Source organism: Streptomyces neyagawaensis (assembly GCF_023516595.1).
In the GTDB taxonomy this organism is placed as follows: domain Bacteria; phylum Actinomycetota; class Actinomycetes; order Streptomycetales; family Streptomycetaceae; genus Streptomyces; species Streptomyces neyagawaensis.
In genome coordinates, this window is the sequence record NZ_JAMGBG010000183.1 from 1 (window position 1) to 26876 (window position 26876).

The window sequence follows — 26876 nt, forward strand, 5'->3', positions numbered from 1 at the left end:
CGCCCGGTCAGGGGGCTGGATGGTAGCGGCTGCGGCGCCCGGCCACACGGCCGGACGGTAGCGGCCGTGGCGCCCGGTCAGAGGGCGCTGTACAGGGCGTCGACGAGCGCCATCTTGCGCGGGTCGTCGGCGATGTGCGGGCCCATCCGGTTCATGACGTAGCCGAGGGAGACGCCCGCCTCCGGGTCGGCGAGGCCGCAGGAACCGCCGTAGCCGTCGTGGCCGAAGGCCCTGGGGTTCGGGCCGTACGAGCCGTGCGCCCCGCTCAGCCACACCCCGAGCGCCACCTCCGTGTCCCGGCCGAAACCGGCGCCGAGCACCAGGTCACGGCAGCTGCCCTGCCCCTCGCGGACCCGCTCGGCGGCCTCCGGCGACAGCACCCGATGCCCGCCCCAGCTGCCGCCGAGCGCCAGGACCCCGTAGAGCGCGGCGATCGCGCGGGCGGTGCCGTGACCGTTGGCGGCGGGGACCTCGGCGGCCCGCCACTCGGCGGTGTTGGCCTCGGCGGCGCCGACCAGCGGGTTGGCGAGGGCGGCCAGCGCGGTGGGCGTCAACTGCGCGAAGACGGCTGCCTGCTCACTCGTCGTCGCGGCCGGCGGATGCACCAGCTCCGCGGCCCGGCCGGCCTCTTTCTCCGGCAGCCCGATCGTGAAGTCGATCCCGAGGGGGCCGGTGACCTCCCGCTCCAGGAACGCGCCCGGCAGCAGCCCCGACACCCGCCGGACCACCTCACCGACGAGGAAACCGAACGTCATCGCGTGGTACCCCGACTGCGTACCGGGCTCCCACCAGGGCTCCTGCGCCGCCAGCCGCGCCACGGTCACCTCCCAGTCGCACAGCTCGGCGAACGAGAGCGGCTCACGCGGCCCGGCCAGGCCCGACCGGTGCGACAGCAGATGCCGTACGAGGACGCCGTCCTTGCCCGCCGCCGCGAACTCGGGCCAGTACGCGGCCACCGGGGCGTCCAGGTCCAGCAGCCCCCGGTCGGCGAGGATGTGCGCGCACAGGGCGGTCGGGCCCTTGGTCGTCGACCACACGTTGACCACGGTGTCCCGCTCCCAGGGGCGGGTGCGGGCCCCGTCGGCCCATCCGCCCCACAGGTCGACAACGGTCTCCCCGCGCAGCGTCACCGTGACCGCCGCCCCCAGTTCGTCGCGCTCCCCGAAGTTCTCCTCGAACACGGTGCGCACGGCAGTGAACCGCGCGTCGCAGTGACCTCGCACCTGGGACATGAACCCACCCACCCCTTCCACCGCCGGCACAGCTCCCGGGCGTCACCCGGGCCCCCTGAACATACCGACTGGTCGGACCGGGCGGAACCCGTGAACCCGCCCGGATCCAGGACGGAGGCGATGCTGCGTCACGTCGAACCGGGCGGGGGTCCCCGGAGCTCACGCCGGGTCGAAGAGGGAGCTCACGCCGCGCCGAAGACGGGCGCCGACGGGGCAGGTCTGCCGGCGTCGGCACCGGCGCACCGAGGCAGGCACAGGTGAGCGGTGATCTGCTTCCCCCGGCCGTGCGGTGTCACCGCGACGTCGTCGCTGACCATGTGGACGAGGCGGAGTCCGTGACCGCCGACGCGGTACCGGTCCCCGTTTCTGACCATGGGGTGAGCGGGCGAGGTGTCCCACACGGTGATGGCCAGCGCGTCCCCGCTGAGCCGCAGGACAAGCCCGCAGGGGCCGGGCGCGTGCCGCAGGGCGTTGGTGATCAGTTCGCTGACGACGAGTTCGGCGTCCCGCGCCAGGGGCGTCGGGACGGGGGTGCGGCCGGTGTGCGGGGCATGGGCGAGGAGCGTGCGCAGCAGACGCCGTGCGTCGGCCGCGTGGGCCGCGCCGGTGGCCCAGGTCGCGCTGGAGCGCAGCGTGATGTGCTCGTCCATGCCCTGCTCATCTGCCGCCTGCTTCCTAAGCGGGATGACCATACGGGGCTCTTTCGTTGTGATCGCCGTTCTTCGGCGGCTTCCGCCGAGCGGGTACCCGTGATCCGGACCGCGCATTCAGGAATACCCGTTCGGCGCACGCACGATGAGCGTCCGAGGAGATCGCGGTCCCTCAGAGGCGCGAGGCCAGCCAGCGCAGCTTGGCCGCCTCCTGGTAGGGGCCGCCGCCCTCGTGGTCGTTGAACTCGTAGACCTCGATCCGCTTGTCGTCCTCGGCCCACGCGTTGAACGCGGCGAACACCGTGGACGGCGGGCACGTCAGGTCCTCCAGGGCCGCCGAGAACAGGGCCGGTGCCCGGCCGCGCGCGGCGAAGTGCACACCGTCGAAGTAGGCGAGGGTCCGCTGGACGTCCGCCGCGCGACCGCGGTGCGTCTTCAGGTACTTGCCGATCTCGCGGTACGGGTCCCGGTCGGTGATCGTCGTGGCGCGCGGGAAGTCGCACAGGAACGGTACGTCGGGAGCGACCCCGACCAGGTCGGGGACCAGTCCGCCGACCGCTATGGAGATTCCGCCGCCCTGACTGGACCCGAGGACGGCGGTGCGCGAGGCGTCCGTCAGCGGGTGGGAGCGGGCGGCCTCCACCGCGCGGACGCCGTCCGTGTAGACCCGCCGGTAGTAGTAGTTCTCGGGGGCGTCGATGCCGCGGGTCATGAAGCCGGGGAAGGCGGGCGCGCCGCCGACCGGGTCCGGGGTGTCGCCGCCCCCGCCCCAGGCGCTGCCCTGGCCGCGGGTGTCCATGACGAAGTGCGCGTAGCCGGCCGAGGCCCACAGCAGATGGGTGTGGGCCAGACCGCGGCCGCCGCCGTACCCGATGAACTCCACGACCGTGGGCAGTGGCGCGGTCGCCCCGGCGGGCAGTACCAGCCAGCCCTTGACGCGGTGGCCGCCGAAACCGGCGAAGGACACGTCGTACACGTCGACGGTGGTCAGATGGGTGTCGACCGGCTCGAAACGCGCGTCGAGGTCGTACTCGCGGGACTCCTGGAGCGTCTTCGCCCAGAAGGCGTCGAAGTCCTCGGGCTCAGTTGAAGCGCTTCGATAACCACGGAGCTCGTCCAACGGCAGGTCGAACAGGGCCATGTAGGACCACCTTTTGAGTTCTCGGTGCGGATGATCACACCGTACGTGGGCCGCCGCGGACCGCCAAGAGCCCCTCGGCTCCCGGCAGTCAGCGACGGTCACGGTGTCGCCGCGCGGACGATGCCCGGGTTCTGCACGGGGAACCACGCGAAGTCGGCCTCCGGGTAGAGGGGGTTCGGGGTGGAGGGGACGACCGGCGTCGCCGCGGCGAGCTGGCTGACTTCACAGCACGCCTTTCGGCGAGCGTGATCGCGTTCAGGCCCGGTGGTGTCCCCAGTCCGGGCCCGTGCGCGCCCACTCCTGTTCCCATTCGGCCAGCCGGCGCCGAACGGTGACTCGGCGCACGGTGAAGTGCCCGGCCAGCACGAGGCCGACGACGCCGGCCGTGGCGCACGTCCCCAGGGACAGGGTGTGCTGCCAGACGGCGGTGTTCGTCGGCGGGGCCTGCACGCTGTGGCCCGCCGCGTCCAGCCACACATCGGCGCGGTCGCCGCGCTTCGTGCCGGCCGGTACCCGGGCCTCACCCGTCCGCGAACCCCCGTCGGGCTCCGTCCAGCGGGCCCGCACCCAGTGCATGGGCGGCTTGTCGCCGTGCGCCGAGGGAGTCGCGGCCGGGGCGTTCTCGACGACCACCGCGCTGACCAGGTCCCGCTCGGCCCGCTGTGCCGCGGCGTGCGCCCGCGCGTCGCCGTGCGCCCACCGGCCCACCAGGAAACCGGCCGCCGGGGCGCCGACGACCAGCAGGATCAGGACCAACAGCAGCGTCCATGCCTCGACGACGTCCGAGCGTCGGCGCAGCGGATTGCGCCGCCACCGCCACCCGAGCAACCGGCCTCGCATCTCACCCTCCCTCACCGGTACGGCCCTCATGTACGAGAACCCCGGTTAGGACTGGTCCGCACTTCTGGTGTACCCGATAGAAGCCGCGATGGCATGGTTTGCGCCAGAAATCACGGCGCCGGGACCGGGGCGGGGGACGGTGCGGAGGGTTGGGAGCCGGGATGGAGAGGGTGGGAGCCGGGGTGGAGGGGGTGGGCGCCGGTGAAGGTGGGCGGGCACCACAGCCGAGGGGCCTGGCCATCTTCTCCCGGCGCCCGAGCTGCGGCCCCGGCCGGTTCATTCGCTGTGCTAAGCGGTGTCGGGGCGGTCCGGAGCCGCCCCGGGATCAGCCGAAGCGTTCGATGCGGATGTGGTCCACCGGCTGTCCGGCCTGGACCAGGAGCCGTGACGCGTGCTCCGCGAACGCGTTCGAGCCGCACACGTACGCCTCCCAGCCGCCCGCCGGCCGCTCCGCCAGCAGCGGTGCCACATGGGCCGCCGACAGCCTGCCCACCGGCACGCCCTCGGGTGCCCGGCGCGTGAACACGGGCGTCGTCTCCGTGCCGTACTCCCGCGCGTAGATCAGCTCCTCGGGCGCCCGCGCGGACACCAGCAGCCGCAGGGGCACCTCGAGGCCGCGCACCCGGTGGTGGCGGATCATCGACATCAGCGGTACGACTCCCGAGCCGGCGCCGATCAGCAGCGCGGGCCGGTCGCCGGGCCAGGCGAAGAACCCGCTGAGCGGGCCGCGCACCTCGACCTCGTCGCCGGGCCGGGCCTCGGTGTGGAACCACCCGGAGACCTCGCCGCCCTCCACATGGTCCAGGGTCAGCTCGATGTGCCCCGTGTCGTCCGGCGGCGACGCCAGCGAGTAGTGGCGCTGGGCCCGGTATCCGTCCTCGGCGGTCAGCCGCAGCATCAGATGCTGGCCCGGCAGATGCCCCGCCCAGCCCGGCACCGCGAACCGGAACGTGGCGACCCGAGCCGTCTCGCGCCGGATCTCCGTCAACGTCGCGGTCTGCCAGAGCGCCGCCGCCCGGTTGCTCACGGCGATCCGCCCCGGCACGGCGAACCGCGTGGGCGGCGTGAACCCGGGGTCGGCCCTCACCCCGGCCTCCGCGACCGTCGCGGTCGTCGGGGCCGTCACGGACGTCGCGGCCCTCGTGGACGTCACGGACGTCCCTGGCTGTGTCGCCGTCGCTGTCTCAGTCACCGGAGTACCGCTGCTCCTCCCACGGGTTGCCCCGCGCGTGATAGCCGTTCTGCTCCCAGAAGCCGGGCTCGTCGTGGTCGAGGAGCCGGATGCCCGCGATCCACTTGGCGCTCTTCCAGAAGTACAGGTGCGGCACCAGCAGCCGGGCCGGGCCGCCGTGCTCGGCGGGCAGCGGCTCGCCCCCGTACTCCCAGGCGATCCAGGCGCGCCCGCCGGTGAGGTCGGCGAGCGGCAGGTTCGTGGTGTAACCGCTGTGGGAGTACGCGACCGCGTGCGTGGCGGAGGTGTCGGGCCGCACCGCGTCCAGGAACACGTCCAGCGAGACGCCCCCGAAGCGCACACCGAACTTCGACCAGCTCGTCACACAGTGGATGTCGCCCTCGTACACCGACCCGGGCAGCGCGTGCGCCGCGTCCCAGTCCCAGGTGTGCGGCCGTGCCACCAGCCCGTCGATCCGGAACGTCCAGTCGGCGGGCGCCAGGTCGGGTGTGACCTCGGCGGACAGTACCGGCCAGTCGTCGCCCGCGTCGTACTGGCCGGGCGGCAACCCCGGATTGTGGACGCGAGGGCGCCCGGTGAAACCTCGGGTGACGTTCATACGAGTCCCCCATGACGACGGCGGTGACAGCTGAGCTGTACAACCGTACGTGTCCGGAGCGGGTGCTCGATCATCGGGGCGGGCCGTGATCATTGCGGCCGTATGAACTCTTCGCCGCGCCGGGAATAGCGGCTCCGCGATCCCCCTTGCCGCTATCGGCCGGCCCGGTCGTGAAGGCGCCGGTGGCCGGATGACAGCGGAGGAGAACGGAGAGCGCATGACCGAGTACGCGAGCGACCTCAGGGGCGCGGACACCGTGCCGCACGCCGCGGACAGCGGGCCGCAGGCCCCGGACACCGTGCCGCATCTCGCGGACCCCGTGCCGCACGTCCTCGACAACCCCGCCCTCGCCTCCCTCACCGGGCCGCACGCCCACTTCGCCGAGCGGTCCGGCCGGGTGCTGCGCTATCCCGTCGACGTCTCGCCGTGGCTCGCCCTGCCCCACCACCCCGACGCCCACGACTGGGCCGACCTGGCCGCCCTGGCCGGCCCCGGCACGGAGGTCGCGGTCCCCGCCTACAGCGGGAACTTCCCGGCCGACTGGGAGGTCACCTTCGACCTGGAGGGCGTCCAGTTCGTTGACGACGGGATCGCCGCCGCCCCGGACGCCGAGGCCGTACCGCTGGGCCCGGCCGATGTGCCCGAGATGCTCGACCTCGTGGAACGCACCCAGCCCGGCCCCTTCCTGCCCCGCACCATCGAACTCGGCACCTATCTCGGCATCCGCCGGGGCGGCGCGCTGATCGCGATGGCCGGCGAGCGGCTGCACCCGCCGGGCTGGACCGAGATCAGCGCGGTCTGCACCGACCCGGCCTTCCGGGGCGAGGGGCTCGCCACCCGGCTGATCCACGCCGTCGCCCACGGCATCCGCGAACGGGGAGAGACCCCGTTCCTGCACACCGCCGCGACCAACACGTCCGCCATCCGCCTCTACGAGTCCCTCGGCTTCCGGCTGCGCCGCACGACCCGGTTCATGGCGGCTCGCGTGCCCGCGGTGGAGGCGGGGGAGGAGCGCGTCGGCGTGTAGTGGGGGCGGCCGATGACCGGGCGCGTGCGGGGCCGCGGCGCTCCGGACGACCCGTCGTGACCATGGGGTAGGGTGACCGGGCCAGTCGCCACGGGACCGAGGAGGTGAGACCCATTACCGCTGTGTCAGGTCGGGTGCTCTCACCTCAACACCGCGCGGTGAACGGCCGGTAGGCCACCGCGGGAGCGCCCTTCGGCCCACCGAAAGGCTCTCGGCTGTCATGCCACCTCTCACCACCGCCTCCGTCGTCACGGCCCTGCGCGCCGCGGGCTGCGTCTTCGCCGAAGAAGAGGCGGAGTTGATCCTCGCCACCGCACGGACCCCGGACGACGTCACCGCCATGGTCGACCGCCGCGTCTCCGGCGTCCCCCTCGAAGTCGTCCTCGGCTGGGCCGAGTTCGCCGGGCTGCGGATCGCCGTCGACCCCGGTGTGTTCGTGCCCCGCCGCCGCACCGAGTTCCTCGTCGAGCGGGCCCTCGCCGCCGTCCCCCACGCCTCGGTCGTCGTCGACCTGTGCTGTGGTTCCGGAGCGTTGGGCGCCGCGCTGGCCACGTCGCTCGACGGCGCCGAACTGCACGCCGCCGACATCGACCCGGCGGCGGTGCGCTGCGCCCGCCGCAACATCGCCCCGTACGGCGGCCACGCCCACGAGGGCGACCTGTTCACGGCGCTCCCCGCCGGGCTGCGGGGGCGCGTCGACATCCTTGCGGCGAACGTGCCGTACGTGCCCACGGGCGACGTACCGCTGCTGCCCGGCGAGGCCCGTGACCACGAGCCGCTCGTCGCCCTCGACGGTGGTACGGACGGCCTCGACGTCCTGCGCCGGGTCGCCGCCGAGGCACCGCAGTGGCTCGCCCCCGGCGGCTGCCTGCTCGTCGAGACCAGCGAACGCCAGGAACCGCACGCCGTCGAGGTCCTCCGCGGAGCCGGCCTCGTCGCCGGGACGGCCGTCTCGGAGGAGAGAGCAGCCCACGTGGTGACCGGCACCAGACCCACGAGCAGCTGACCGGCACCGGTGCCATGGCCGCCCGACCCGGTGTGGCCTTGCCCTCAGCCATTGTGCAACTAGTTGCATAAACCCCGTGGCGTCGTCTACAACCTTGGTGACGACGCCACGCATGGAGGCCCCGATGAGCCGTTACCCCCACCTGCTGAGCCCTCTCGACCTGGGCTTCACCACGCTCCCCAACCGCGTGCTCATGGGCTCCATGCACGTCGGCCTGGAGGAGGCGGAGCGCGGCTTCGAGCGGATGGCGGAGTTCTACGCGGCCCGGGCGCGCGGGGGAGTGGGCCTCATCGTCACCGGCGGCATCGCGCCCAACGAGGCCGGACGCCCGTACGAGGGCGGCGCCAAGCTCACCACCGACGCCGAGGCCGACCAGCACCGCGAGATCACCGACGCCGTGCACCGCGAGGGCGGCCGTATCGCGATGCAGATCCTGCACTTCGGACGGTACGCCTACCACGCCGACCTGGTCGCCCCGAGCGCCCTCCAGGCCCCCATCAGCCCGTTCGTGCCGAACGCCCTCACCGACGCCGAGGTCGAGCAGACCATCGACGACTATGCGCGGGCGGCCCGGCTCGCCCGGCAGGCCGGGTACGACGGCGTCGAGATCATGGGCTCCGAGGGCTACCTGATCAACGAGTTCATCGCCACCGGGACCAACCACCGCGACGACCGCTGGGGCGGCTCGTACGAGAACCGCATGCGCTTCCCCGTGGAGATCGTGCGCCGGGTGCGCGAGGCGGTCGGCGAGGACTTCATCGTCGTCTACCGGCTGTCGATGCTCGACCTGGTGCCCGGCGGCTCCAGCCTCGACGAGGTGGTCACCCTCGCGAAGGCCGTCGAGGCCGCCGGCGCCACCATCATCAACACCGGCATCGGCTGGCACGAGGCCCGCATCCCCACCATCGCGACCTCGGTGCCCCGCGGCGCGTACACCTGGGTCACCAAGAAGCTCATGGGCGAGGTGTCCGTCCCCCTGGTCACCACCAACCGCATCAACACCCCGGAACTGGCCGAGGAGTTGCTGGCCGACGGATACGCCGACATGGTGTCCATGGCCCGCCCGATGCTCGCCGACCCGGACTTCGTCAACAAGGCCGTCGAGGGCCGGCCGGAAGCCATCAACACCTGCATCGGCTGCAACCAGGCCTGCCTCGACCACACTTTCAGCGGCAAGATCACCTCCTGCCTGGTCAACCCGCGCGCCTGCCACGAGACCGAGCTGGTGCTGTCGCCGACCCGGCTGCGCAAGCGGATCGCGGTCGTCGGCGCGGGCCCGGCGGGCCTGGCCTGCGCCGTGAGCGCCGCCGAACGCGGCCACGACGTCACCCTCTTCGACGCCGCGAGCGAGATCGGCGGCCAGCTCAACGTGGCCCGTAAGGTCCCCGGCAAGCAGGAGTTCGACGAGACCCTGCGCTACTTCCGCCACCAGCTCGACACCCACGGCGTCGACGTACGGCTCGACACCCGCGTCACGGCCGACGACCTCACGGAGTACGACGAGGTCGTGGTCGCCACCGGCGTCACCCCTCGCACCCCCGAGCTGCCGGGCGTCGACCACCCCAAGGTCGTCGGCTACCTCGACGTCCTGCGGGACCGCGCCCCCGTCGGCGACCGGGTGGCGATCCTGGGCGCCGGCGGCATCGGTTTCGACGTCGCCGAATACCTGACCGACGGCGGGGAGAAGACGAGCGAGGACCCGGCGGCGTACTTCCGCCAGTGGGGCGTCGACATGGACTACCGCACCCCCGGCGGCCTCGCCGCCCCCGAGCGCCCGGCCCCGCCGCGCTCGGTCCACCTCCTCCAGCGCAAGACCTCCAAGGTCGGCGCGGGCCTCGGCAAGACCACCGGCTGGATCCACCGCACCGAGCTGAAGCACCGGGGTGTCGTCATGGTCCCGGGCGTGCAGTACGACCTGATCGACGACGCCGGGCTGCATGTCACCGTCGACGGCGTCCGCCAGGTGCTGGAGGTCGACACGGTCGTGCTCTGCACCGGCCAGGAACCTCGCCGCGACCTCTACGACACCCTCGTCGCCGCCGGACGGACCGCGCACCTCATCGGCGGCGCGGACGTGGCGGCCGAACTGGACGCCAAGCGCGCGATCAAGCAGGGGACGGAACTGGCGGCGCGGCTGTAGCCCCTTCCTAGGATGAGCGCATGTCACTCCCGCACGCGATCCTCACCGCCCTGCTCGAAAAGCCCTCGTCGGGCCTGGAGCTGACCCGGCGGTTCGACAGGTCGATCGGCTACTTCTGGTCGGCGACGCACCAGCAGATCTATCGCGAGCTGGGAAAACTGGAGGGCGAGGGCTACATCCGCGCCCTGCCCGCCGAACGGCCCGCCCGGGGGCAGAAGAAGAGCTACGAGGTCCTCCCGGCGGGCCGTGAGGAACTGGCCCGCTGGACCTCCGCGCCCCAGGAGCCCAGGCCGTGGCGTGACGCCCTCTTCGTCCGGCTGCGGGCCGCGGCGGTCGTCGGCACCACCGGCCTTGAGGAAGATCTGCAACGCCATCTCACCCTGCACGAAAGGCAGTTGGCGGAGTACGAGGAGATCGAGAAGCGGGACTTCGGGCCGGGCAGGGACTCAGCCCAGGACCGCCTCCAGCATCTGATCCTGCGGGCCGGCATCGACCTGGAGACCTTCTGGACCCAGTGGTTGAGGAACGCCCTGACGGAGTTCGAGCGCCTCCCGGACGGCGGAACTTCGGATGCCGGAGCGCCGGACGGCGGGGCGTCGGAAGGCGGAGCCTCGGAAGGGGGAGCGTCGGGCGGCGGAGTGCCGGACGCCGGTGGGGGAGCGGCGGCGGAGCGGGCGTAGCCCCGCGGGCTGTCGGAGCGCGAGCAGGCGGTCGTCCGTTGTCGCCCGACGACCGCCCGCCCGGTGTTCACAGCCGGTGCGGCTTGGCCCGGCGGCGCAGGTACCAGACCGCGGCCACCGTGCCGGCGGCCACCAGCGCGCCACCGCCCACCAGGGTGACGGTGCCGTACTCCTCGCTGGCCCCGCCCATACCGCCCATGACGCCCCGGGAGGGCGAGGCGGTCGCGGAGATCGTGGGCGTGGCGGCGGTGACGATGACGGACTGGGTGCCCGCCGTGGTCCCGTCCCGGCACACCACGATCACGGTGTAGGTCCCCGGGGTCACACTGGTCCACGAGGCCGACTGGCTGGTGCTCGTGCCCACGAGCGTCGCCTGGCGCCCCTGGGAGAAGTTCGCCTGCCCGCTCGCGAGCAGGGAGGCCGTACCGAACACGCCGTTGGTGCTGTTCGGGCAATCGCTGGTGGTGACGGTGACCGAGGACCCGGTGGTGCTCACCGAGATTCCCGTGGGGACGGCGGCCGACGGCGTGGCCAGGGCGATCGGCAGCGCGGCCGCCGCCATGGTCAGGCCGGAGCGGAGGAGTAGCTGAGACATACGCATGGGTCTGCCCTCCGGCGGCACGGTCGGCGGCACATCCCTTGCGCCGCCGGGGAACGGAGGACCCGTGCTGCCTCAGGGCGAGCCAACGTGCCTCACGCCGCGTCCGCATGCGGACAGCCACCGGGCAGGTGACGGATTCCGCCGTGCGGGGGACGTCCTTCACCCTCCGGTGGTCACCGTCCGCTCCGCCGAGAACCCGCCCCAGGTGCCGTCCGGCAACTTCGCCCGGATCCGCACGCGGTGGGTCACCCCCGCCTCCCGGCCCGCGTAGAAGCTGTACGTCGCCCGACCGCGCGGCGGGGTCCCGCCCCACACGAGCGTGGTGGCCGGCCGCCCGTCGAGCTGGATCTCGTACTCCGTGACCATCCCGTCGGCGCGCGGCGGCACCCATGACAGTTCGATGGAGTACGCCCCGTCGGTGAGGCGCGTGGCGGCGCGGAAGGCGGTGGGCGCGGTGCCCGTCCCGTCGCCCGCCCCCGGCCGGCCCTCCTCCTGCCCGCCCCCCTGGTCGGTGGTGAGCGGGAGGGCCCGGCTCAGCGGTGAGAGATTGTCCGCCGCGTCCCGCGCCCGCACGGTGAAGGAGTAGCGGGTGCCGGGCCGCAGCCCCGTGACCACGGCCGCGGTCTGCTCCCCGCCCACGCTGTGGATCTTCGAGTCGCCTTGCAGGATGTCGTACGACACCACGTCCCGGTCGTCGGTCGACCGCTCCCAGGACAGCTGGACCGCCGTGCTCCCGAGCACCCGGCCGTCGAGGCGGGCGGGGCTGCCGGGAGCCCGCCGGTCCGCGGCGCCGGCGGCGGGAGTGGTGGCCCGCACCTCGGCGCTGGGCGGCCCGAGGTCCCCGGCGGTACTGCGGGCCCGGACCGTGAACGCATACGTGGTGGACGGTCGCAGACGGGTGACGTCCACCATGTGCGCGTGGCCGGGCACGTCCTTCACCTTCCTCTTGCCGCGGTACACCTCGTACCCGGCGACCTCCGGCTCGCCGGACACCCGGTTCCACATGACGTGCACGCTGGTCGCACTGCCCGCGGCGGCGGTGACTCCCGGGGGAGCGGGCGGCATCGGGCGACCGGGGCTCTCCCGCATCCCGCAGGAGACGGTGAGGAACAACGAGCCGCAGACCAGCAGAACCGGCAACGACATCGGCACGGGAACGCGTCGCACGATCCGGCCCCCTCGGCCGTCGGCGCCTCGCAAGAAGGAGCACCGGAGGTAGGGGTGAGCAGGTGTCATGACGCTCCCCAGCCGCCTGATTGGTATGTACCTGTCTTCCGTATGTATGCCACGCTGACGCGCCCACATCAAGAGGGTGGGAGTGCGGTGAAGAGGTGATCGCTCGGTTCACGGCGCGGCCTGTGGCTACGTATGCTGGTGTTCTGACGCGACGTGAACTCGCCTGTACGGCTGGTCAGTTCGCGTCGTACGGCGTGGGCCGCTGTCGTCGCCCAGCCCGCGCCGACCAGGGCGGCCGAGCGGCCGGGGACGAGACCGGACCGGGCCCTCGGCCGCGTCCTCGTGCGGAGGACGGTGTGCACCGTCCGGCCCCCTACCAGTGGCCTTCCTCTCCCGCCCCCTCCACCTTGGGGTGGTGAGTGACCGTCAGTGTCCCCTAGGAGAGGGTCCCTTATCGTGCGTGTCCGGTCGTTGACGCTGGCCGCCGCCGGCGCCGCCCTGTTGGCCCCCGTCACCCTGCCCGCTCTGGCCCATCAGCAGCAGTCCATAGAGCGTGAGGGTGCCGTGACGGCCGCGGAGCTGCTGGCGAAGGTCCGTGGCTGCGTCCGGGTGTCGGCGGGGCGCTACCGCAGCGACGTCGGCGCTCCCGCCGACATCCCGGTCTGCGGTATCGACGGCGCGGTGTTCTGGAAGGCCGACATGGACATCGACTGCGACGGCCGCCCGAGCGCGCGCTGCAACCGGACCACCGACCCGTGGTTCCAGCCCACGACCTCCTACCAGCAGTCCGACGGCCGCTACCTCAGCGCCGCCGACCTGCCGTTCATCGTCCTCCCCGCCCCGAGCTCCCTGTGGGACTACCGCAAGCACGGCATCAAGGGGGGCTCGGTCGCCGCCGTCGTCCACGGGGACCGTGTCCAGTACGCCGTCGTCGGCGACAACGGCCCGCAGAACCTCATCGGCGAGGCCTCGTACGCCACGGCCGAGGGTCTGGGCATCCGCCCCGACCCCACCACCGGCGGCGTCACCTCCGGGGTCACCTACATCGTCTTCGAGAACACCAAGGTCTCCCCGATCGAGGACCACAAGGCGGCGGTGGAACAGGGGGAGGCGTTGGCACGCGAGTTCGTACGACCCTGAAGACGGTGACCGGTCACGGCCGCACGGGCGGGGAGACGGGTGACCGGACGCGGCCGTACGGGGGACGGCTGGGCTGAAGAGGTGTGAGCGTACGGCAGGGGCCTGCCCGCCCGGGAGTGTGCGGGCGGGCAGGCCCCTGCGCTGTCATTCCTTCCGGTACGCGTACGCCTCCGACGCGGCGGCGGCGACCGTCGCGAGGTCGGCGCCGGTGGAGGCGGTGACGACCGCGGCGACCGCGCCCTCGACGAACGGGGCGTCGACCAGACGGGTGCCCTGGGGGAGTTCGTCGCCCTCGGCGAGCAGGGCCTTCACGGTGAGGACGGCGCTACCGAGGTCCATGAGGACGGCGACCCCGGCGCCCCGGTCCACGGCCGCGGCAGCCGCCGCGATCAACTCGGCGCTGGTGCCGAGCCCGCCGTCCGCGGTGCCGCCCGCCGGGGCGACGGGTACGTCGGCGCCCGCGCCCGCGAGCCCCCGCGCCAGCTCGGCCACCGAGGAGGCCACGGCGGCGCTGTGCGAGACCAGCACGATGCCGACCGGCTTCTCGTCAGCCATGGGAGCCCTCCGCGGTGTCGGCGAGCGCCGCGACGAGCAGCGCGGCGGATGTGGCGCCGGGGTCCTGGTGCCCGATGCTGCGCTCACCGAGATAGCTGGCGCGGCCCTTACGGGCCTGCAACGGTGTGGTCGCCAGGGCGCCCTCGTCGGCGGCGGTCCGCGCCGCGGCGAAGGACCGGTCGAGCGCGTCGACGGCCGGGACCAGCGCGTCGATCATCGTCTTGTCGCCCGGTGCCGCCCCGCCGAGCGTCATCACCGCGTCCACACCTGCCCGCAGCGCGGCCGCGAGGTCGGCGTCGCTCACCTCGGCCGCGTCGCCGAGCGCCTTGCCGGTGCGCCGCAGCAGCGTGCCGTACAGCGGACCGGACGCCCCGCCCACCGTGGAGATCAGCTGACGCCCGGCCTGCACGAGCACGGCTCCGGGCGTGTCCGGGGTCTCCTTCTCCAGGGCGGACCGCACGGCGGTGAACCCGCGGTGCAGATTGCTGCCGTGGTCGGCGTCCCCGATCGGCGAGTCGAGCGCCGTGAGCCGCTCGGCCTCGCGTTCCACCGAGGCCGCTGTGGCCGTCATCCAACGACGGAAGAAATCGGCGTCGAGCACGGAATCTCCTTGCGTGGTACGAGAATCAGCGAACTGAGCCTTGAGTGCCGTACCCCCGCACGTACCGTACGCGCCGTGCGGGGGCCGACGGGTCACATCCCCCAGCGCAGCCCCGGCGTCCTCACGGGCGCGTCGTACAGCCGGATCGTCTCCTCATCGATCTGGCACAGCGTCACCGAGGCGCCGGCCATGTCGAGGGAGGTGACGTAGTTGCCGACGAGCGTGCGGGCGACGGCGACACCGCGCTCGGTGAGGGCCCGCTGCACCTCGGCGTTGAAGCCGTACAGCTCCAGCAGCGGGGTGGCCCCCATGCCGTTGACGAGGAGCAGGACGGGGTTGCGGGGGCTCATGTCGTCCAGGAGGGCGTGCACGGCGAAGTCGGCGATCTCGCGCGAGGTCATCATGGCGCGCCGCTCACGCCCCGGCTCGCCGTGGATGCCGACCCCCAGCTCCAACTCGCCGGCGGGCAGATCGAAGGTGGGGCTGCCCTTGGCGGGGGTCGTACAGGCGCTGAGCGCCACGCCGAAGCTGCGGGAGTTCTCGTTGACCTGCCGGGCCAGGGTGGCGACCCGCTCCAGGGGCTGCCCCTCCTCGGCGGCGGCGCCGGCGATCTTCTCCACGAAGAGGGTGGCACCGGTGCCGCGCCGTCCGGCGGTGTAGAGGCTGTCGGTCACGGCGACGTCGTCGTTGACGAGCACCTTGGCGACCTGGATGCCCTCGTCCTCGGCGAGCTCGGCCGCCATGTCGAAGTTGAGCACGTCACCGGTGTAGTTCTTCACGATGAACAGCACACCGGCGCCGCTGTCGACGGCCGCCGCGGCCCGCACCATCTGGTCCGGCACGGGCGAGGTGAACACTTCGCCCGGGCAGGCCGCCGACAGCATGCCCGGCCCCACGAACCCGCCGTGCAGCGGCTCGTGGCCCGAACCGCCCCCGGAGACCAGCGCCACCTTCCCGGCGACCGGCGCGTCCCGCCGCACGACCACCCGGTTCTCCACATCCACCGTCAGCTCGGGATGAGCAGCAGCCATACCCCGCAACGCATCTGCGACGACGGTCTCCGCGACGTTGATGAGCATCTTCACAGGTACCTCCTGAAGAGGATCGCAGTCAGGCTCTGGGCCTGCGTTTTACCAGGTCAGAGTCCACGAGGTCAGTTTTCGATCTTGGCGGTTCGTGACGGTCCGGGGCGGGACCTGACGGAACTCAGGCTGATCTGACGCCGACTTCGGTGACGGCCCGTCAGGGTCCAGCCGGGTGATTGGTTGTGTGATGCTTGCAGCTCCTGTTGACGGCAGTATCGACCTTGCGGCAGCGAAGGTCACGCAGGTGAGGATCGTCCAGGCTGTTTGTTCGTGCCCCGGTCGGCAGAGGGTGCGGTATCTGAGCATGGCGTGCAGGACGTCGACGCGGCGGCGGGAGCGACGTGTTGCCGCCACGGGGTGATCCTTCGCGAACCTCCTGGACGCGGTGCTCACCGGCATCCCGTGGCGCTACCTGCCGCACGACCACCCGCACTGGAACACGGTCTACCACTACTTCGGCCGCTGGGAGAGGGACGGCATCTTCGAGCAGTTCAACGCCCTGCTGCGGCGCCGGGTACGCGAGGCGAGGCGGAAGTGGTTGGCGACACTCTGCTCGGCGAAGTCTTCGACGACGGGCCTGCGCTCGGGCTCGTGGTTGTGGGCGTCCTGCACGCCGCTGTTGAGGCCGAAAAGAGGTCATCGTCCACGTGCCGGTGGACCGGAGGGTGACCTCGGTGCTGCCCAGCACCCGGGGGAGTGTCCGTTCCCAGTAGCGCCCAGATCACATCCGTGCAGGTCAAGCGACTACCAGTCGTTCCAGACCGATCCGGCCCCCGACACACAAGCAGCGATTCATGCGCCCTGTTCGTGCTGGAGGGCGCCCCTGTCGCCGCTGTCGAGAGCCGGATGAGCGCCCTGCGCGCAGCCGCCTGCAGACGGCCGGCACAGGTCCTTCGCCAGCCCGACGGCGAGAGGCCGGTGCCGGGGTGCGGTACGGCACCGGTCCCTTACTGAACGCGGTTCACGGGGTGATGGCTGCTGCCGGGCGGCGACTACGGGGAGATGATCTCCCATGGCTGGTGCCGCCGGTCGTGGGCCATTGGATGACGGCGCCGCCGTCATCCAATGGCCTTGCCGCTAGGGCCGCTGGCAGGGTCAGGAGGGGATGATCTGCCACTGCTGCCGCGTCAGTGACGCGTAGGGCTGCTGCTCGATGTTGGCTCCGTCGGCGGTGCTGCCCTCGTCGACGGCGAGGCAGAGGCCGCTGTAGCGGTTGATGAGGAAGTAGTAGCCGTCACCGGTGGGCGTGACGGCCCAGTGCTGCTGGGGCACGTTCTTGTCCGCGTAGATGGCGACGTTGCCGCCGTCTTCCCGTGAGAGTCCGGCCACCTCCATCAGCTTGGCGCTGTTGACGTTCTTGACCTCGTAGTAGCCGTCGCCGGTGGAGGCGAAGGTCCACTTCTGGGCGGTGTTGTTCAGCCACGGCCACTGCTGGATGTTGGTGCCGTTGGCGGTGCCGAAGTTGAACACGTCGACGACCTTGCCACTCTTGCGGTTGACCATGCGGTAGACCGTGCCGTCCCCCGGCAGGACCCTCGACACCAGTGCCGGCTTTGCCGTCCGGCCGCCGATCCTGACGCCGCCCATGTTGGCGTAGCCGCCGGTGGCCGCGTTGGCCTGGACCCGTACGAAACCGATGTTCCGGGCCGGCCATTCGGCCACCTTGGTCTTACGGTTTCCGGCCCAGGTGCCGGTGGCGACCTCAGTGAAGTTCGTGCCGTCGGTGCTCGTGGAGATGGTGTACGAGGTGATGTCGCCGTCGGTGGTGTCGGTGCGGCCCCACTGCTTGGGCAGGTACTCCAGGGTGGAGACGTCGCTCCACACCCCGCCCAGATCGAACGTGATCGAGTGGGGCAGGGCCGGGGACAGTCCCCAGGTCGACCAGCAGGTCTCGTAGCGGACGTCGCTGAGTCCGTCGATGGCGTTCAGCGGGCCCTCGCCCGTACGGAAGGCGGTGGCATACGCGTTGACCGGTGTGACGGGGTGTTCGGCGCGCAGTGGCTGGGTGGGCAGCGGCGGCCGGGAGGTGTCGGGGCTCCAGGCCGCGCCGACCTCGGCCAGCCGGTTGACGACGTTGGTGTCCAGCAGGCCGTTGCGGTTGGGCGGGCAGTTGAGGATGAACGAGGTGTACTTCGGTTCCAGGTCCGCCAGGTGGGACAGGATCGCGTCCTTGCTCATGAGGCCCTCGGTCGGGGTGGAGGGGTGCCAGAACCATCCTTTGCTGATGGTCTGTCCCTGCATTCCGGCGTAGGTGTTGCCCGCGGGCGCCGTGACGCCCAGCGGCTCCTCGAAGAAGATCGCGTCGCTGAGGAAGGGCTCCGACAGTCCGCCGATGTCGAGCATTACGCAGTCGGGCTGAAGCTCCTTCACCAGTGAACGGATCCGCTGGTAGGAGACGGCCTGCTGCCCCATCTGCCACGCGTAACCGTCAGTCATGAACATGTCGATGGTGCCGTAGTTGGTGAGCAGCTCGCGGATCTGGCCGAGCATGAAGGTCATGTCGCCGGGCTGGATGGCGTCGGTGATCTCCAGGCCGGACACCCTGTGCCGGCTCTCCCATGCCTCGACGCCGAAGGTGCGGTCCCAGATCGAGTAGTAGAACCCGACCTTCAGCCCCTTCGCCCGGAAGGCGTCGCAGTAGGCATTCACCACGTCGTGCTTGTAGGAACTGTTCGCGACGTTCTGGGTGCCGAAGGCGCTCGGCCACAGGGCGAAGCCGTCATGGTGCTTGGTGGTCAGGATGCCGTAGCTCATCTTCGCCGCCGCCGCGGCAGCGGCCCACTGCCCGCAGTCGACGCTCGGGGGAGCGAAGAGGGTGGGGCTCTGGTTGGGTTCGGCCCACTCCTGGTTGGTGAAGGTGCCCAGGCTGAAGTGGTTGAACATGCCGAACCGCATGTCGACCATCCTGCTCAGGTTGGTCTGGGTGTCCGCGGCGGATGCCTGCGACAGAAGAGCGGAGAAGCCCGGGACGAGCGGCAGAGCGGTCGCGGCGGTCGCCGCACCCGCCGCTCCGAGAAACGTACGGCGGGTCATTCTTTGTGAGGACATGGTTCATTCCCTGTGGCTGATTGTGGGTGGAGAGGTCATCCCCTGTGACTGGTTGTGGGTGAAGAGGTCATTTGCTTGAGTGGCTTCGGCGGCCGGCTGTTGGAACCGAGGGGCGGGTCGTCGATCCCGTTCGCCGCCCGCGCCGGGGTTCAGCGGAATTGCCGGAAGGCGCACCGGGGCGGTCCGTCCTCGACGTCTCGTGAGGGGGTGTCGGTCAGACTGGCGGCGAGCCATTGCTCGACGGCCGTGATGTGGACGGTCGCGGCAGAGGCGGCCAGCAGGGCATCGCGGGACTGGAGGGCGTGGAGTATCTGCTCATGGTCCTGGTGGGCGTTGTCCAGGGCGTGACGGGTCTTGGTGCCGCGGACGATTCGGACCCGTTGGGTGCGGGTGGAGAGCACTTGCAGCAGCATCGACAGCACGGGGTTCCCGACGGCTTCGACGATCCTGAGGTGGAAGGCGGTGTCGTGGGCGACGAACTCCTCCACGGTGGTGACGGTCCGGGACCGGTTGAGGATGTGGCGCAGTTCCTGGAGGTCCTTCGGTTTCAGGAGCGCGGCGGCCAGCCCGGTCGCCTGCGGTTCGAGCAGCCGGCGTACCTGGAGCAGCTGCAGAGCCGCGTGGCCCTGGGAGACGTCCGCGGCGAAGGAGAGGCTTTCCAGCAGGAGGTGGGGCTCCAGGCTGGAGACGTACGTGCCGTCGCCCTGACGGGTGATCAGGATCCGCATGGCGGTCAGTGCCCGCACGGCCTCGCGCAGGGAATTGCGGGACAGGCCGAGTTGTTCGGCGAGGATCTCCTCCTTGGGCAGCCGGGAACCGGGCGCGAGTTCACCCTCGACGATCATCGTCTTGATTTTGTCGATCGCGTCGTCCGTCAGTGCCACGGGCGTGCCTCTCCGTGCCGGGGATGAGTGGGACGGGCTCTGCTGGGGTTGGTTCGAGGCCGGCAGAGCCGCTTGCGGTGCGCGGCTATTCCTGCTTCTCGCCGGAGGCGAAGCGGGAGATGATCAGGGCGACGATGATGATCGCGCCGTTGAGGAACTGGTTCCACAGCGCGGGTACGCCCGCCAGGGTCATGACGTTGACGACCAGCTGGAGGGTGAGGACGCCGGTGAGGGCACCGAAGACAGAGCCCTTGCCGCCGTTGAGGCTGACTCCGCCGATGACCGTCGCGGCGAAGACCTGGAAGATCCAGCCGCTGCCCTGGGTGGCGGAGATGGAGCCGTAGTGGCCGCTGTAGAGGATGCCGGCGAACGCGGCGAGGACGCTGCCGAGGATGAGGACGATCCACACGATGCGGTCGACGCGGATGCCCGCGGTGCGGGCGGCCTCCGCGTTGCCGCCGATCGCGTACAGCGCGCGGCCGTGCCGGAGCCAGGCCAGCGCGCTGCCCCCGAGCGCGAAGAGCACGGCGCACACCCAGATGGCGGCGGGTACGCCCAGCCAGGAAGCCTTGCCCAGGTAGGTGAAGGAGGACGGGAGCTCGACGATGGACTGGCCCTCGGAGAGGGCGACTTGCAGGCCGCGGAGCATGGTCAGGGCGCCGAGGGTGACGATGAAGCCGTTGAGGCGCAGCTTGAGGATGAGGAAGCCGTTGACGGCGCCGATCAGCGCGCCGACCAGCAGACAGAGCGGGACCACCGTCCATTCGGGGAGGAGGCCGAGCCCGTTGAACCGGCCGCCACTGCTCGGCAGGACGAGCCACACGGCGATGACGGGTGCCACGCCGATGGTGGATTCCAGCGACAGGTCCATCCGTCCGGCGACCAGGATGAAGGTCGTGGCGAGCACCAGCAGGCTCAGCTCGGTGGACTGCTGAGCCACGCCGATCAGGTTGTCGGCGGTGAGGAAGGCCGGCGAGACGATGAACCCGATCAGGCCCAGGACGAGGATCGCCGGGACCAGCGACAGTTCACGGAAGCGGCTGAGACCGACCCGGCGGCGTGCGGTGTCCTTGATGGCCGGCAGCTCCGCCGTGCTCGCTGCGGGTTCGGTGAGATCTGTGGTGGCGGACATGGCTACCTTCCGTGCTCGTCTGCCCCGGATGAGGCGGGTACGGCGGATGCGGGGGAAGCGGTGGCGCGGGGCGTGTCGCCGGAGACGCCCTCGATGGCGGCGACGACATCCTCGTCCTTCCAGCCACGGGCGAACTCGGCGACCACACGCCCGTGGAACATGACGAGGACCCGGTCGCAGACCTGGAGGTCGTCCAGTTCGTCGGAGACGATCAGCGCGGCCTTGCCGCCGTCCGCGACCTGCCGGATCCGGCCGAGCAGGAACTCCTTGGACTTGACGTCCACGCCGTTGGTGGGGCGGATGGCCACCAGTACCCGGGGGTCGGTGGCCAGGGCGCGGGCGACGACGACCTTCTGCTGGTTGCCGCCGGACAGGGCGGAGACCGCGGTGGCGGCTCCCGGGGTCTTGATGTCGAGGTCCTGGATCATGCGCCGGGCGAAGGTCCTGGTCCGGGCGGGCAGAACGGTGCCGAAAGGGCCGAGCTGGTCGGTGACGGTCAGGGTGGCGTTCTCCGCCACACTGCGGTTGTTGACCAGTCCCTGGAGATGGCGGTCCTCGGGGACCAGACCGACACCGGCGGTCAGCGCGGACGGCACACTGCCGGTGCGCACGGCCTTGCCGCCGACCGAGACGCGGCCGGCCCCTGCGCGGTGCAGACCGGCGATCGCCTCACCCACCTGCACGTTGCCGCTGGCCGTGGCCCCGGCGAGCCCGACGACTTCGCCGGAACGGACCGTCAGGGAGATGTCCTCGCAGGCACCGGGCAGGGTCAGTCCCTCGAGCGTCAGCAGTTCGGTGGCGTCTGCTGCGACGGGGGGCCGCCCGGCGGTGGCCGTGACCGTGGAGGCGGACTCGCCGGTCATGGCCTCCACCAGGGCGTGACGGCCGAGTTCGGCCACGGGTGCGGTGAGGATGTGGGCCGCGTCGCGGTAGACGGTGACCGTGCCGCAGAGGTCGTAGACCTCTTGCAGGTGGTGGGAGATGAAGAGGAAGGCGACGCCCTGGTCCTGGAGGTCGCGAAGCTTGTCGAAGAGGCGGCCGATGCCGCGGGCGTCGAGCTTCGCGGTCGGCTCGTCGAGGATGATGAACCGGGCGCCGAAGGAGAGCGCCCGGGCGATCTCGACGAACTGGCGCTGCTCGACCGTCAGGTCCTTGGCCCGTGCGGCGGGGTCGACGGCCACCCCGTACTCGCCGAGCAACTCCTCCGCACGCCGGCGCAGTTGCTTCCATCGGATGGGCTGCACGGCGCCGGCGCTCTGCCGGTTCAGGAAGAGGTTCTCGGCGACGGTCAACTCACCGATGATGGTGGAGCGCTGGTAGACACAGGCGACGCGAGAGCGCCAGGCGTCGATGTCGCCGAAGGCGGGTGCCGGCTCCCCGGAGAAGCGCAAGGTCCCGGTGTCGGGCTGCTGCAGGCCGGTGAGGATGGACACGAGCGTCGACTTGCCGGCGCCGTTGCGTCCGACCAGGGCGTGCGACTCGCCCGGGGCGACGGCGATGCGGGCGTCGCGCAGCGCGACGGTCGCGCCGAATCGTTTGCTGATGCCGGTCGCCTCGGCCACCGGGGCCGGGGTGCCGGGGCCGGTCGCCGGGGCGGTCGCGGACTCCGCCATGGTGGATACCGTCCTTCGTGTACGGGGCTGGGGCCGAGCGGGTGCGGGCGCGCACCCGCTCGGCGGGGAGCGCGTCGGGGGACGAGGGCTGTCCGTCCCCCGACGCGGCGGGCGGGAGGCGCCGTTCGTCAGCCGACGTTGTTGCCCCACAGGGACTTGTCGTCGACGTTGTCCTTGGTGACCAGCGGGGCGGCCAGCTGGTCCTCGAGACCGTTGGGCAGCTTGATGATGGTGGAGTCGTGGTCGGTCGGCCCCGGCTTGAAGGTCTTGCCCTCCGCCGCTGCCTGGGCGTAGTACAGCGCGTACTTGGCGTACAGGTCGGCGGGCTGGGAGACGGTGGCGTCGATCTGGCCCTTGCGGATGGCGTCGAACTCCTGCGGGATGCCGTCGTTGGAGACGATCGAGATGTGGCCCTTCTGTCCGGCGGGCTTGAGCAGCTTCTTCTGCTCCAGCAGCGCCAGGGTGGGCTGCAGGAAGGCACCGCCGGCCTGCATGTAGATGCCGTTCAGGTCCGGGTGCTGGGCCAGCAGCGACTGGAGCTTGGCTGAAGCGACGTCGCCCTTCCAGTCGGTGGGCAGCTCGAAGACCTTGATCTTGGGGAACTTCGTCTTCATGCACTCCGCGAAGGCCTCGGAGCGGTCGCGTCCGTTGATGGAGTCCAGGGAGCCCTGGAACTCGGCCACCTTCCCCTTGCCGCCGAGCTGCTTGCCGAGGAACTCGCAGGCCTTGGTGCCGTACGCCCGGTTGTCGGCGCGGACCACCATGTAGACGTCGCCCTTGTCGGGTCTGGTGTCGACGCTGACCACGGGAATCTTCTTGGCCGCGAGGGTGTCGAGGGTGGAGGCGATGGCGCCGGTGTCCTGGGGTGCCATGACGACGGCCTTGGCTCCGGTGTTCTGGAACACCTGGACGTTGGCGACGAGCTTGGTGACGTCGTTCTGCGAGTTGCTGACCGGCAGGGCGTTGACGCCGTCGGCCTTGATGTCCTTCTTCAGGTACTGCGCGTAGGAGTTCCAGAAGTCGGAGTCGGAGCGCGGCAGGTCGATGCCGATGGCCGGCTTGTCGCCGCCCGAGGCAGCCGAGGCGGTGCTCTCACGGTTGCACGCCGTGGCGAGGGACAGGACCGCGAGGACGGCGGTGACGGCTGCGGCGGTGGAGCGGGTGCGAGCGAGCTTCATGGCCGTGTTCTCTCCTTAGCCAGGGGCGCTGGGCAGCAGGGCGACGGTGGGAGTGGTGGGCGTACCCGCCTGCCGGAGAGCGGCGGGGCACCGGCCGGGCAGGTGTCGATCCGGGCGTCAGCGTGCACGGACCGTGCCCGAAGAGGAGCGGAATGAGGGTCGGTGGATGACCGAGGACGCGGAGGGGAGCGGCCGCACGGCAGGAACCGAGCTGCGCACCGAAGATGCGGACCATTCCTCCGATGTCTCTCGGACGCCGAGACGTTACGACGACGTTGCCGAAATTGACAAGAGGCCGCCACCCGCGACCTTGCCGGAAACCTCGCTCGGGATGACGAGGTGCCGCCCCGGGCTTCCGAAACTGCCGACCATCACCTCATCTACCTGCGATTTCAAGCTCCCAGAAGTCCCGGGCTGATCCACTGCGACAGTTCACGATTCGGCAACGACGCCTCCCCGTCACCGACATGGCATCGGTCGGGACGGCTCCTCGGAGGAGAGTGCGGCTCTCCTGGGCGGCCGGTGGCGCCGGATGATCCTGCAACCATCAGGGGGATGGCCCGGTGGCTCCGGCTCGCGATTCATCGGACGGAAGCCGTGTGCCGTCCTCGTGGCTGTTCCGTGGCCGGGGAAGAGACGTACTGGGGAACGCTGGTCATGCAAGGCCGAGCAAATACATCCGAGGAATCCATTGTCAGTGAGCCTTCCGCACCTTAAGGTCACTGTGCCTGCCATACATCCGATGACTGTCCTCGTGGTGGCAACCACCGGAACCGTCCGGCTCAGGAACACAGGCGGCCCGGCCTCGCGGCCGACCACGTCCCAGATGAATCCCGCATGACAAGGAAGCTGCCCAGTGAAACTGCTACGTGTCGGCGAGCCCGGCGAGGAGCGGCCCGCTGCCCGCACCGACGACGGCCGGCTACTGGATCTGTCCTCCGTGGCCTCGGACATCGATGGCGCCTTCCTCGCCGGGGACGGTCTCCACCGGGCACGCGCGGCGGTCGCGGCGGGCGCGCTGCCCGACCTGGACCCGGACGGTCTGCGGATCGGCGCACCTGTCGCCCGTCCCGGCAAGATCGTCTGCGTCGGTCTGAACTACCGTGACCACGCCGCCGAGACCGGCGCACCGATCCCGCCGCGTCCGGTGGTGTTCATGAAGGACCCCGGCACGGTCGTGGGCCCCTACGACGAGGTGCTGATCCCGCGCGGCTCGGTGAAGACCGACTGGGAGGTCGAGCTCGCGGTGGTCATCGGCCGCCGGGCGCGCTACCTCGAAGGTCCCGAGGCGGCACGCGACGTGATCGCGGGGTACGCGATCAGCCACGACGTCTCCGAGCGCGAGTTCCAGCTGGAGTACTCACCGCAGTGGGACCTCGGCAAGTCCTGCGAGACCTTCAACCCTCTCGGCCCGTGGCTGGTCACCGCCGACGAGATCGGCGACCCCCAGGACCTCGGACTGCACCTGAGCGTCAACGGCGTGAAGCGGCAGGACGGCCACACCAGCGACATGATCTTCCCGGTCGACCACATCGTGTCCTACCTGAGCCGGTACATGGTTCTCGAACCGGGCGACGTGATCAACACCGGGACACCCGCGGGCGTGGCCCTGGGTCTGCCCGGCACCCCCTTCCTCCGCCCCGGTGACACCGTCGAGCTGTCCGTGGACGGGCTCGGCGGCCAGCGCCAGACCTTCGGCCAAGCGTGAAAGGCACCCCCTTGACTGCAACCACCGCCCGGATCACCGCGGTCGACACCTACGACGTCCGCTTCCCGACCTCACGGGAGCTGGACGGCTCCGACGCGATGAACCCGGACCCCGACTACTCCGCTGCCTACGTGGTGCTGCGCACCGACGCAGGGGCCGGGCTCGAGGGCCACGGCTTCACCTTCACGATCGGACGCGGCAACGATGTCCAGGTCGCCGCGATCAACGCACTGCGGCCCCACATCGTCGGCCGGTCCGTGGACGAATTGTGCGCCGACCCGGGCTCGCTCAATCGCGACCTGATCGGCGACAGTCAGCTGCGCTGGCTCGGCCCCGAGAAGGGCGTGATGCACATGGCGATCGGCGCCGTGGTCAACGCCGTGTGGGACCTCGCCGCCAAGCGGGAGGGCCAGCCGCTGTGGCGACTGCTCGCCCACGCCGCCCCTGAGTGGCTGGTCTCCCAGGTCGACTTCCGCTACATCGTCGACGCCCTCACCCCGCAGGAGGCCCTCACCCTCCTGCGCGAGGGCCGGACGGGCCTCGCCGAACGCGAGTCGCTCCTGCTCGAGCGTGGCTACCCCGGTTACACCACCTCTCCGGGCTGGCTCGGCTACTCCGACGACAAGCTCACCCGGCTCGCCAAGCAGGCCGTCGCCGACGGCTTCACACAGATCAAGCTCAAGGTCGGCGCCGACGTCGACGACGACATCCGCCGGCTGCGCACCGCCCGCGCCGCCGTCGGCGACGGCATCCGCATCGCCATCGACGCCAACCAGCGCTGGAACGTGGACGAGGCGATCGAGTGGACCAACGCGCTGGCCGAGTTCGACCCGTACTGGATCGAGGAGCCCACCAGCCCCGACGACGTCCTCGGACACGCGGCGATCCGCAAGGCTGTCGCCCCGGTGAAGGTCGCCACCGGCGAACACGTGCAGAACCGCATCGTCTTCAAGCAGCTCCTCCAGGCCGACGCCATCGACGTCCTCCAGATCGACGCGGCCCGGGTCGGCGGGGTCAACGAGAACCTCGCGATCCTGCTGCTCGCCGCCAAGTTCGGCGTGCCGGTCTGCCCGCACGCCGGCGGAGTGGGTCTGTGCGAGCTGGTGCAGCACCTGTCGATGTTCGACTACCTGGCGCTCTCGGGCACCACCGAGAACCGCGTCATCGAGTTCGTCGACCACCTCCACCAGCACTTCACCGCGCCGGTGGTGATGCGGGACGGCCACTACACCGCGCCGCTCACCCCCGGTTTCTCGGCCACCATGAAGGAAGAGTCCATCGCCGAATACCGCTACCCGGACGGCACATTCTGGGTGGCCGACCGCGCTGCACAGGGTGGGAAGGCATGACCGATCTCTCGGGACTCCGCGCCGTTGTCACCGGCGGCGCCTCCGGCATCGGGCTCGCCACGGCCCGCGCACTGGCGGAACGCGGCGCGGCGGTCGCCGTGCTCGACCTCGGCCCGGACCAACTCCCCGCACCGCTGCTCGGCCTCAAGGCGGACGTCACGGACGACGTCTCCGTACGGGCCGCCGTGGGCGACGCCGTCGAACAGCTCGGTGGTCTGGACATCCTCGTCAACAACGCCGGCATCGGCGCCATCGGCACCATCGAGGACAACCCCGACGAGCAGTGGCACCAGGTCCTCG

25 protein-coding genes and 1 pseudogene are annotated in these 26876 nt (G+C 71.1%); 9 read left to right on the top strand and 17 right to left on the bottom strand.

The genetic code is table 11. The features are described 5' to 3' along the window. Positions 1–77: 77 nt before the first annotated feature. From M8J73_RS41945 to M8J73_RS41970, 6 genes are all read right to left on the bottom strand, one after another. Positions 78–1232, bottom strand: a complete 1155-nt coding sequence (locus M8J73_RS41945; RefSeq protein WP_055542028.1) for a serine hydrolase domain-containing protein — start codon at positions 1230–1232, stop codon at positions 78–80. A 182-nt stretch (positions 1233–1414) separates the two neighbouring features. Then, complete coding sequence (locus M8J73_RS41950) at positions 1415–1882, bottom strand: ATP-binding protein (protein WP_240501676.1); 468 nt, start codon at positions 1880–1882, stop codon at positions 1415–1417. A 172-nt stretch (positions 1883–2054) separates the two neighbouring features. Beyond that, on the bottom strand, positions 2055–3023 hold the full coding sequence (locus M8J73_RS41955; RefSeq protein ID WP_249829817.1) for an acetylxylan esterase: 969 nt from the start codon (positions 3021–3023) through the stop codon (positions 2055–2057). A gap of 255 nt (positions 3024–3278) precedes the next feature. Then, positions 3279–3863 carry an Rv1733c family protein gene (locus M8J73_RS41960; RefSeq protein WP_249829818.1) on the bottom strand — a complete coding sequence of 195 codons (585 nt, stop codon included), beginning with the start codon at positions 3861–3863 and terminating at the stop codon, positions 3279–3281. 325 nt (positions 3864–4188) lie between these two features. Then, positions 4189–4950 (bottom strand): ferredoxin reductase, encoded by a 762-nt coding sequence (locus M8J73_RS41965; protein ID WP_249829824.1) that lies wholly within the window; start codon positions 4948–4950, stop codon positions 4189–4191. A 97-nt stretch (positions 4951–5047) separates the two neighbouring features. Beyond that, a complete protein-coding gene (locus M8J73_RS41970; protein ID WP_055537067.1) occupies positions 5048–5653 on the bottom strand; it encodes a sulfite oxidase-like oxidoreductase in 606 nt (201 codons plus the stop codon). A 217-nt stretch (positions 5654–5870) separates the two neighbouring features. On the opposite strand from M8J73_RS41970, the gene M8J73_RS41975 reads away from it, so the two are divergent. From M8J73_RS41975 to M8J73_RS41990, 4 genes are all read left to right on the top strand, one after another. After that, on the top strand, positions 5871–6680 hold the full coding sequence (locus tag M8J73_RS41975; RefSeq protein WP_240500971.1) for a GNAT family N-acetyltransferase: 810 nt from the start codon (positions 5871–5873) through the stop codon (positions 6678–6680). Positions 6681–6900: 220 nt separating this feature from the next. After that, the gene (locus tag M8J73_RS41980; protein WP_055537066.1) at positions 6901–7686 is read left to right on the top strand and encodes a putative protein N(5)-glutamine methyltransferase; all 786 of its coding nucleotides are present in this window, start codon (positions 6901–6903) and stop codon (positions 7684–7686) included. Positions 7687–7810: 124 nt separating this feature from the next. Then, on the top strand, positions 7811–9826 hold the full coding sequence (locus M8J73_RS41985) for an NADPH-dependent 2,4-dienoyl-CoA reductase (protein WP_249829819.1): 2016 nt from the start codon (positions 7811–7813) through the stop codon (positions 9824–9826). A 20-nt stretch (positions 9827–9846) separates the two neighbouring features. Continuing rightward, entirely contained in the window at positions 9847–10506 is a 660-nt protein-coding gene (locus tag M8J73_RS41990; protein ID WP_240501823.1) for a PadR family transcriptional regulator, read from the top strand. 67 nt (positions 10507–10573) lie between these two features. Here the strand turns inward: M8J73_RS41990 and M8J73_RS41995 are convergent, their stop codons facing one another. Then, positions 10574–11107 (bottom strand): hypothetical protein, encoded by a 534-nt coding sequence (locus tag M8J73_RS41995; RefSeq protein WP_249829820.1) that lies wholly within the window; start codon positions 11105–11107, stop codon positions 10574–10576. Positions 11108–11266: 159 nt separating this feature from the next. After that, complete coding sequence (locus M8J73_RS42000) at positions 11267–12274, bottom strand: fibronectin type III domain-containing protein (protein WP_372504105.1); 1008 nt, start codon at positions 12272–12274, stop codon at positions 11267–11269. Between the two features lie 465 nt (positions 12275–12739). On the opposite strand from M8J73_RS42000, the gene M8J73_RS42005 reads away from it, so the two are divergent. After that, positions 12740–13423, top strand: coding sequence for a glycoside hydrolase family 75 protein (locus M8J73_RS42005; RefSeq protein ID WP_055542380.1), 684 nt, complete (start codon positions 12740–12742; stop codon positions 13421–13423). A 144-nt stretch (positions 13424–13567) separates the two neighbouring features. On the opposite strand, the gene dhaM is transcribed toward M8J73_RS42005, so the two are convergent. From dhaM to dhaK, 3 genes are all read right to left on the bottom strand, one after another. Next, the gene (gene dhaM / locus M8J73_RS42010; RefSeq protein ID WP_055542379.1) at positions 13568–13978 is read right to left on the bottom strand and encodes a dihydroxyacetone kinase phosphoryl donor subunit DhaM; all 411 of its coding nucleotides are present in this window, start codon (positions 13976–13978) and stop codon (positions 13568–13570) included. Beyond that, positions 13971–14579: a dihydroxyacetone kinase subunit DhaL gene (gene dhaL, locus M8J73_RS42015; RefSeq protein ID WP_055542378.1), complete on the bottom strand. Its 609-nt coding sequence runs from the start codon at positions 14577–14579 to the stop codon at positions 13971–13973. Before dhaL ends, dhaM begins: the two co-directional genes overlap by 8 nt. A gap of 92 nt (positions 14580–14671) precedes the next feature. Next, complete coding sequence (gene dhaK, locus M8J73_RS42020; RefSeq protein WP_055542377.1) at positions 14672–15664, bottom strand: dihydroxyacetone kinase subunit DhaK; 993 nt, start codon at positions 15662–15664, stop codon at positions 14672–14674. A gap of 370 nt (positions 15665–16034) precedes the next feature. Between dhaK and M8J73_RS45710 the strand changes: the two are divergent. Then, positions 16035–16187: pseudogene (locus M8J73_RS45710) on the top strand (transposase); the annotation flags it as partial. On the opposite strand, the gene M8J73_RS42030 reads toward M8J73_RS45710, so the two are convergent. From M8J73_RS42030 to M8J73_RS42055, 6 genes are all read right to left on the bottom strand, one after another. Beyond that, on the bottom strand, positions 16115–16276 hold the full coding sequence (locus M8J73_RS42030) for a hypothetical protein (RefSeq protein ID WP_206188027.1): 162 nt from the start codon (positions 16274–16276) through the stop codon (positions 16115–16117). The pseudogene M8J73_RS45710 and the gene M8J73_RS42030 overlap by 73 nt on opposite strands. 483 nt (positions 16277–16759) lie before the next feature. Then, the gene (locus M8J73_RS42035; protein ID WP_079055206.1) at positions 16760–18712 is read right to left on the bottom strand and encodes an alpha-L-fucosidase; all 1953 of its coding nucleotides are present in this window, start codon (positions 18710–18712) and stop codon (positions 16760–16762) included. A gap of 149 nt (positions 18713–18861) precedes the next feature. Continuing rightward, positions 18862–19596, bottom strand: coding sequence for a FadR/GntR family transcriptional regulator (locus M8J73_RS42040; RefSeq protein ID WP_055542375.1), 735 nt, complete (start codon positions 19594–19596; stop codon positions 18862–18864). A gap of 85 nt (positions 19597–19681) precedes the next feature. Next, positions 19682–20728 (bottom strand): ABC transporter permease, encoded by a 1047-nt coding sequence (locus M8J73_RS42045; RefSeq protein ID WP_055542374.1) that lies wholly within the window; start codon positions 20726–20728, stop codon positions 19682–19684. A gap of 2 nt (positions 20729–20730) precedes the next feature. Continuing rightward, complete coding sequence (locus M8J73_RS42050) at positions 20731–22341, bottom strand: sugar ABC transporter ATP-binding protein (RefSeq protein WP_249829821.1); 1611 nt, start codon at positions 22339–22341, stop codon at positions 20731–20733. A gap of 128 nt (positions 22342–22469) precedes the next feature. Then, entirely contained in the window at positions 22470–23519 is a 1050-nt protein-coding gene (locus M8J73_RS42055; protein ID WP_249829822.1) for a sugar ABC transporter substrate-binding protein, read from the bottom strand. Positions 23520–24375: 856 nt separating this feature from the next. Here M8J73_RS42055 and M8J73_RS42060 point away from each other — a divergent pair. The 3 genes from M8J73_RS42060 to M8J73_RS42070 form a co-directional block, all read left to right on the top strand. Beyond that, the gene (locus M8J73_RS42060) at positions 24376–25227 is read left to right on the top strand and encodes a fumarylacetoacetate hydrolase family protein (RefSeq protein ID WP_055540459.1); all 852 of its coding nucleotides are present in this window, start codon (positions 24376–24378) and stop codon (positions 25225–25227) included. A gap of 11 nt (positions 25228–25238) precedes the next feature. After that, a complete protein-coding gene (locus M8J73_RS42065) occupies positions 25239–26576 on the top strand; it encodes an L-fuconate dehydratase (protein WP_055540458.1) in 1338 nt (445 codons plus the stop codon). Then, positions 26573–26876: SDR family NAD(P)-dependent oxidoreductase (locus tag M8J73_RS42070; RefSeq protein WP_249829823.1), on the top strand; the 304-nt coding region annotated here is incomplete at its 3' end. The genes M8J73_RS42065 and M8J73_RS42070, both read left to right, overlap by 4 nt.

Excerpts from the sequence above, each read along its gene's own strand:
- M8J73_RS41945 (WP_055542028.1), bottom strand. The coding sequence starts at position 1,232 with ATGTCCCAGGTGCGAGGTCACTGCGACGCGCGGTTCACTGCCGTGCGC.
- M8J73_RS41950 (WP_240501676.1), bottom strand. The coding sequence starts at position 1,882 with ATGGACGAGCACATCACGCTGCGCTCCAGCGCGACCTGGGCCACCGGC.
- M8J73_RS41955 (WP_249829817.1), bottom strand. The coding sequence starts at position 3,023 with ATGGCCCTGTTCGACCTGCCGTTGGACGAGCTCCGTGGTTATCGAAGC.
- M8J73_RS41960 (WP_249829818.1), bottom strand. The coding sequence starts at position 3,863 with ATGCGAGGCCGGTTGCTCGGGTGGCGGTGGCGGCGCAATCCGCTGCGC.
- M8J73_RS41970 (WP_055537067.1), bottom strand. The coding sequence starts at position 5,653 with ATGAACGTCACCCGAGGTTTCACCGGGCGCCCTCGCGTCCACAATCCG.
- M8J73_RS41975 (WP_240500971.1), top strand. The coding sequence starts at position 5,871 with ATGACCGAGTACGCGAGCGACCTCAGGGGCGCGGACACCGTGCCGCAC.
- M8J73_RS41980 (WP_055537066.1), top strand. The coding sequence starts at position 6,901 with ATGCCACCTCTCACCACCGCCTCCGTCGTCACGGCCCTGCGCGCCGCG.
- M8J73_RS41985 (WP_249829819.1), top strand. The coding sequence starts at position 7,811 with ATGAGCCGTTACCCCCACCTGCTGAGCCCTCTCGACCTGGGCTTCACC.
- M8J73_RS41990 (WP_240501823.1), top strand. The coding sequence starts at position 9,847 with ATGTCACTCCCGCACGCGATCCTCACCGCCCTGCTCGAAAAGCCCTCG.
- M8J73_RS41995 (WP_249829820.1), bottom strand. The coding sequence starts at position 11,107 with ATGCGTATGTCTCAGCTACTCCTCCGCTCCGGCCTGACCATGGCGGCG.
- dhaM (WP_055542379.1), bottom strand. The coding sequence starts at position 13,978 with ATGGCTGACGAGAAGCCGGTCGGCATCGTGCTGGTCTCGCACAGCGCC.
- M8J73_RS42035 (WP_079055206.1), bottom strand. The coding sequence starts at position 18,712 with ATGTCCTCACAAAGAATGACCCGCCGTACGTTTCTCGGAGCGGCGGGT.
- M8J73_RS42045 (WP_055542374.1), bottom strand. The coding sequence starts at position 20,728 with ATGTCCGCCACCACAGATCTCACCGAACCCGCAGCGAGCACGGCGGAG.
- M8J73_RS42050 (WP_249829821.1), bottom strand. The coding sequence starts at position 22,341 with ATGGCGGAGTCCGCGACCGCCCCGGCGACCGGCCCCGGCACCCCGGCC.
- M8J73_RS42055 (WP_249829822.1), bottom strand. The coding sequence starts at position 23,519 with ATGAAGCTCGCTCGCACCCGCTCCACCGCCGCAGCCGTCACCGCCGTC.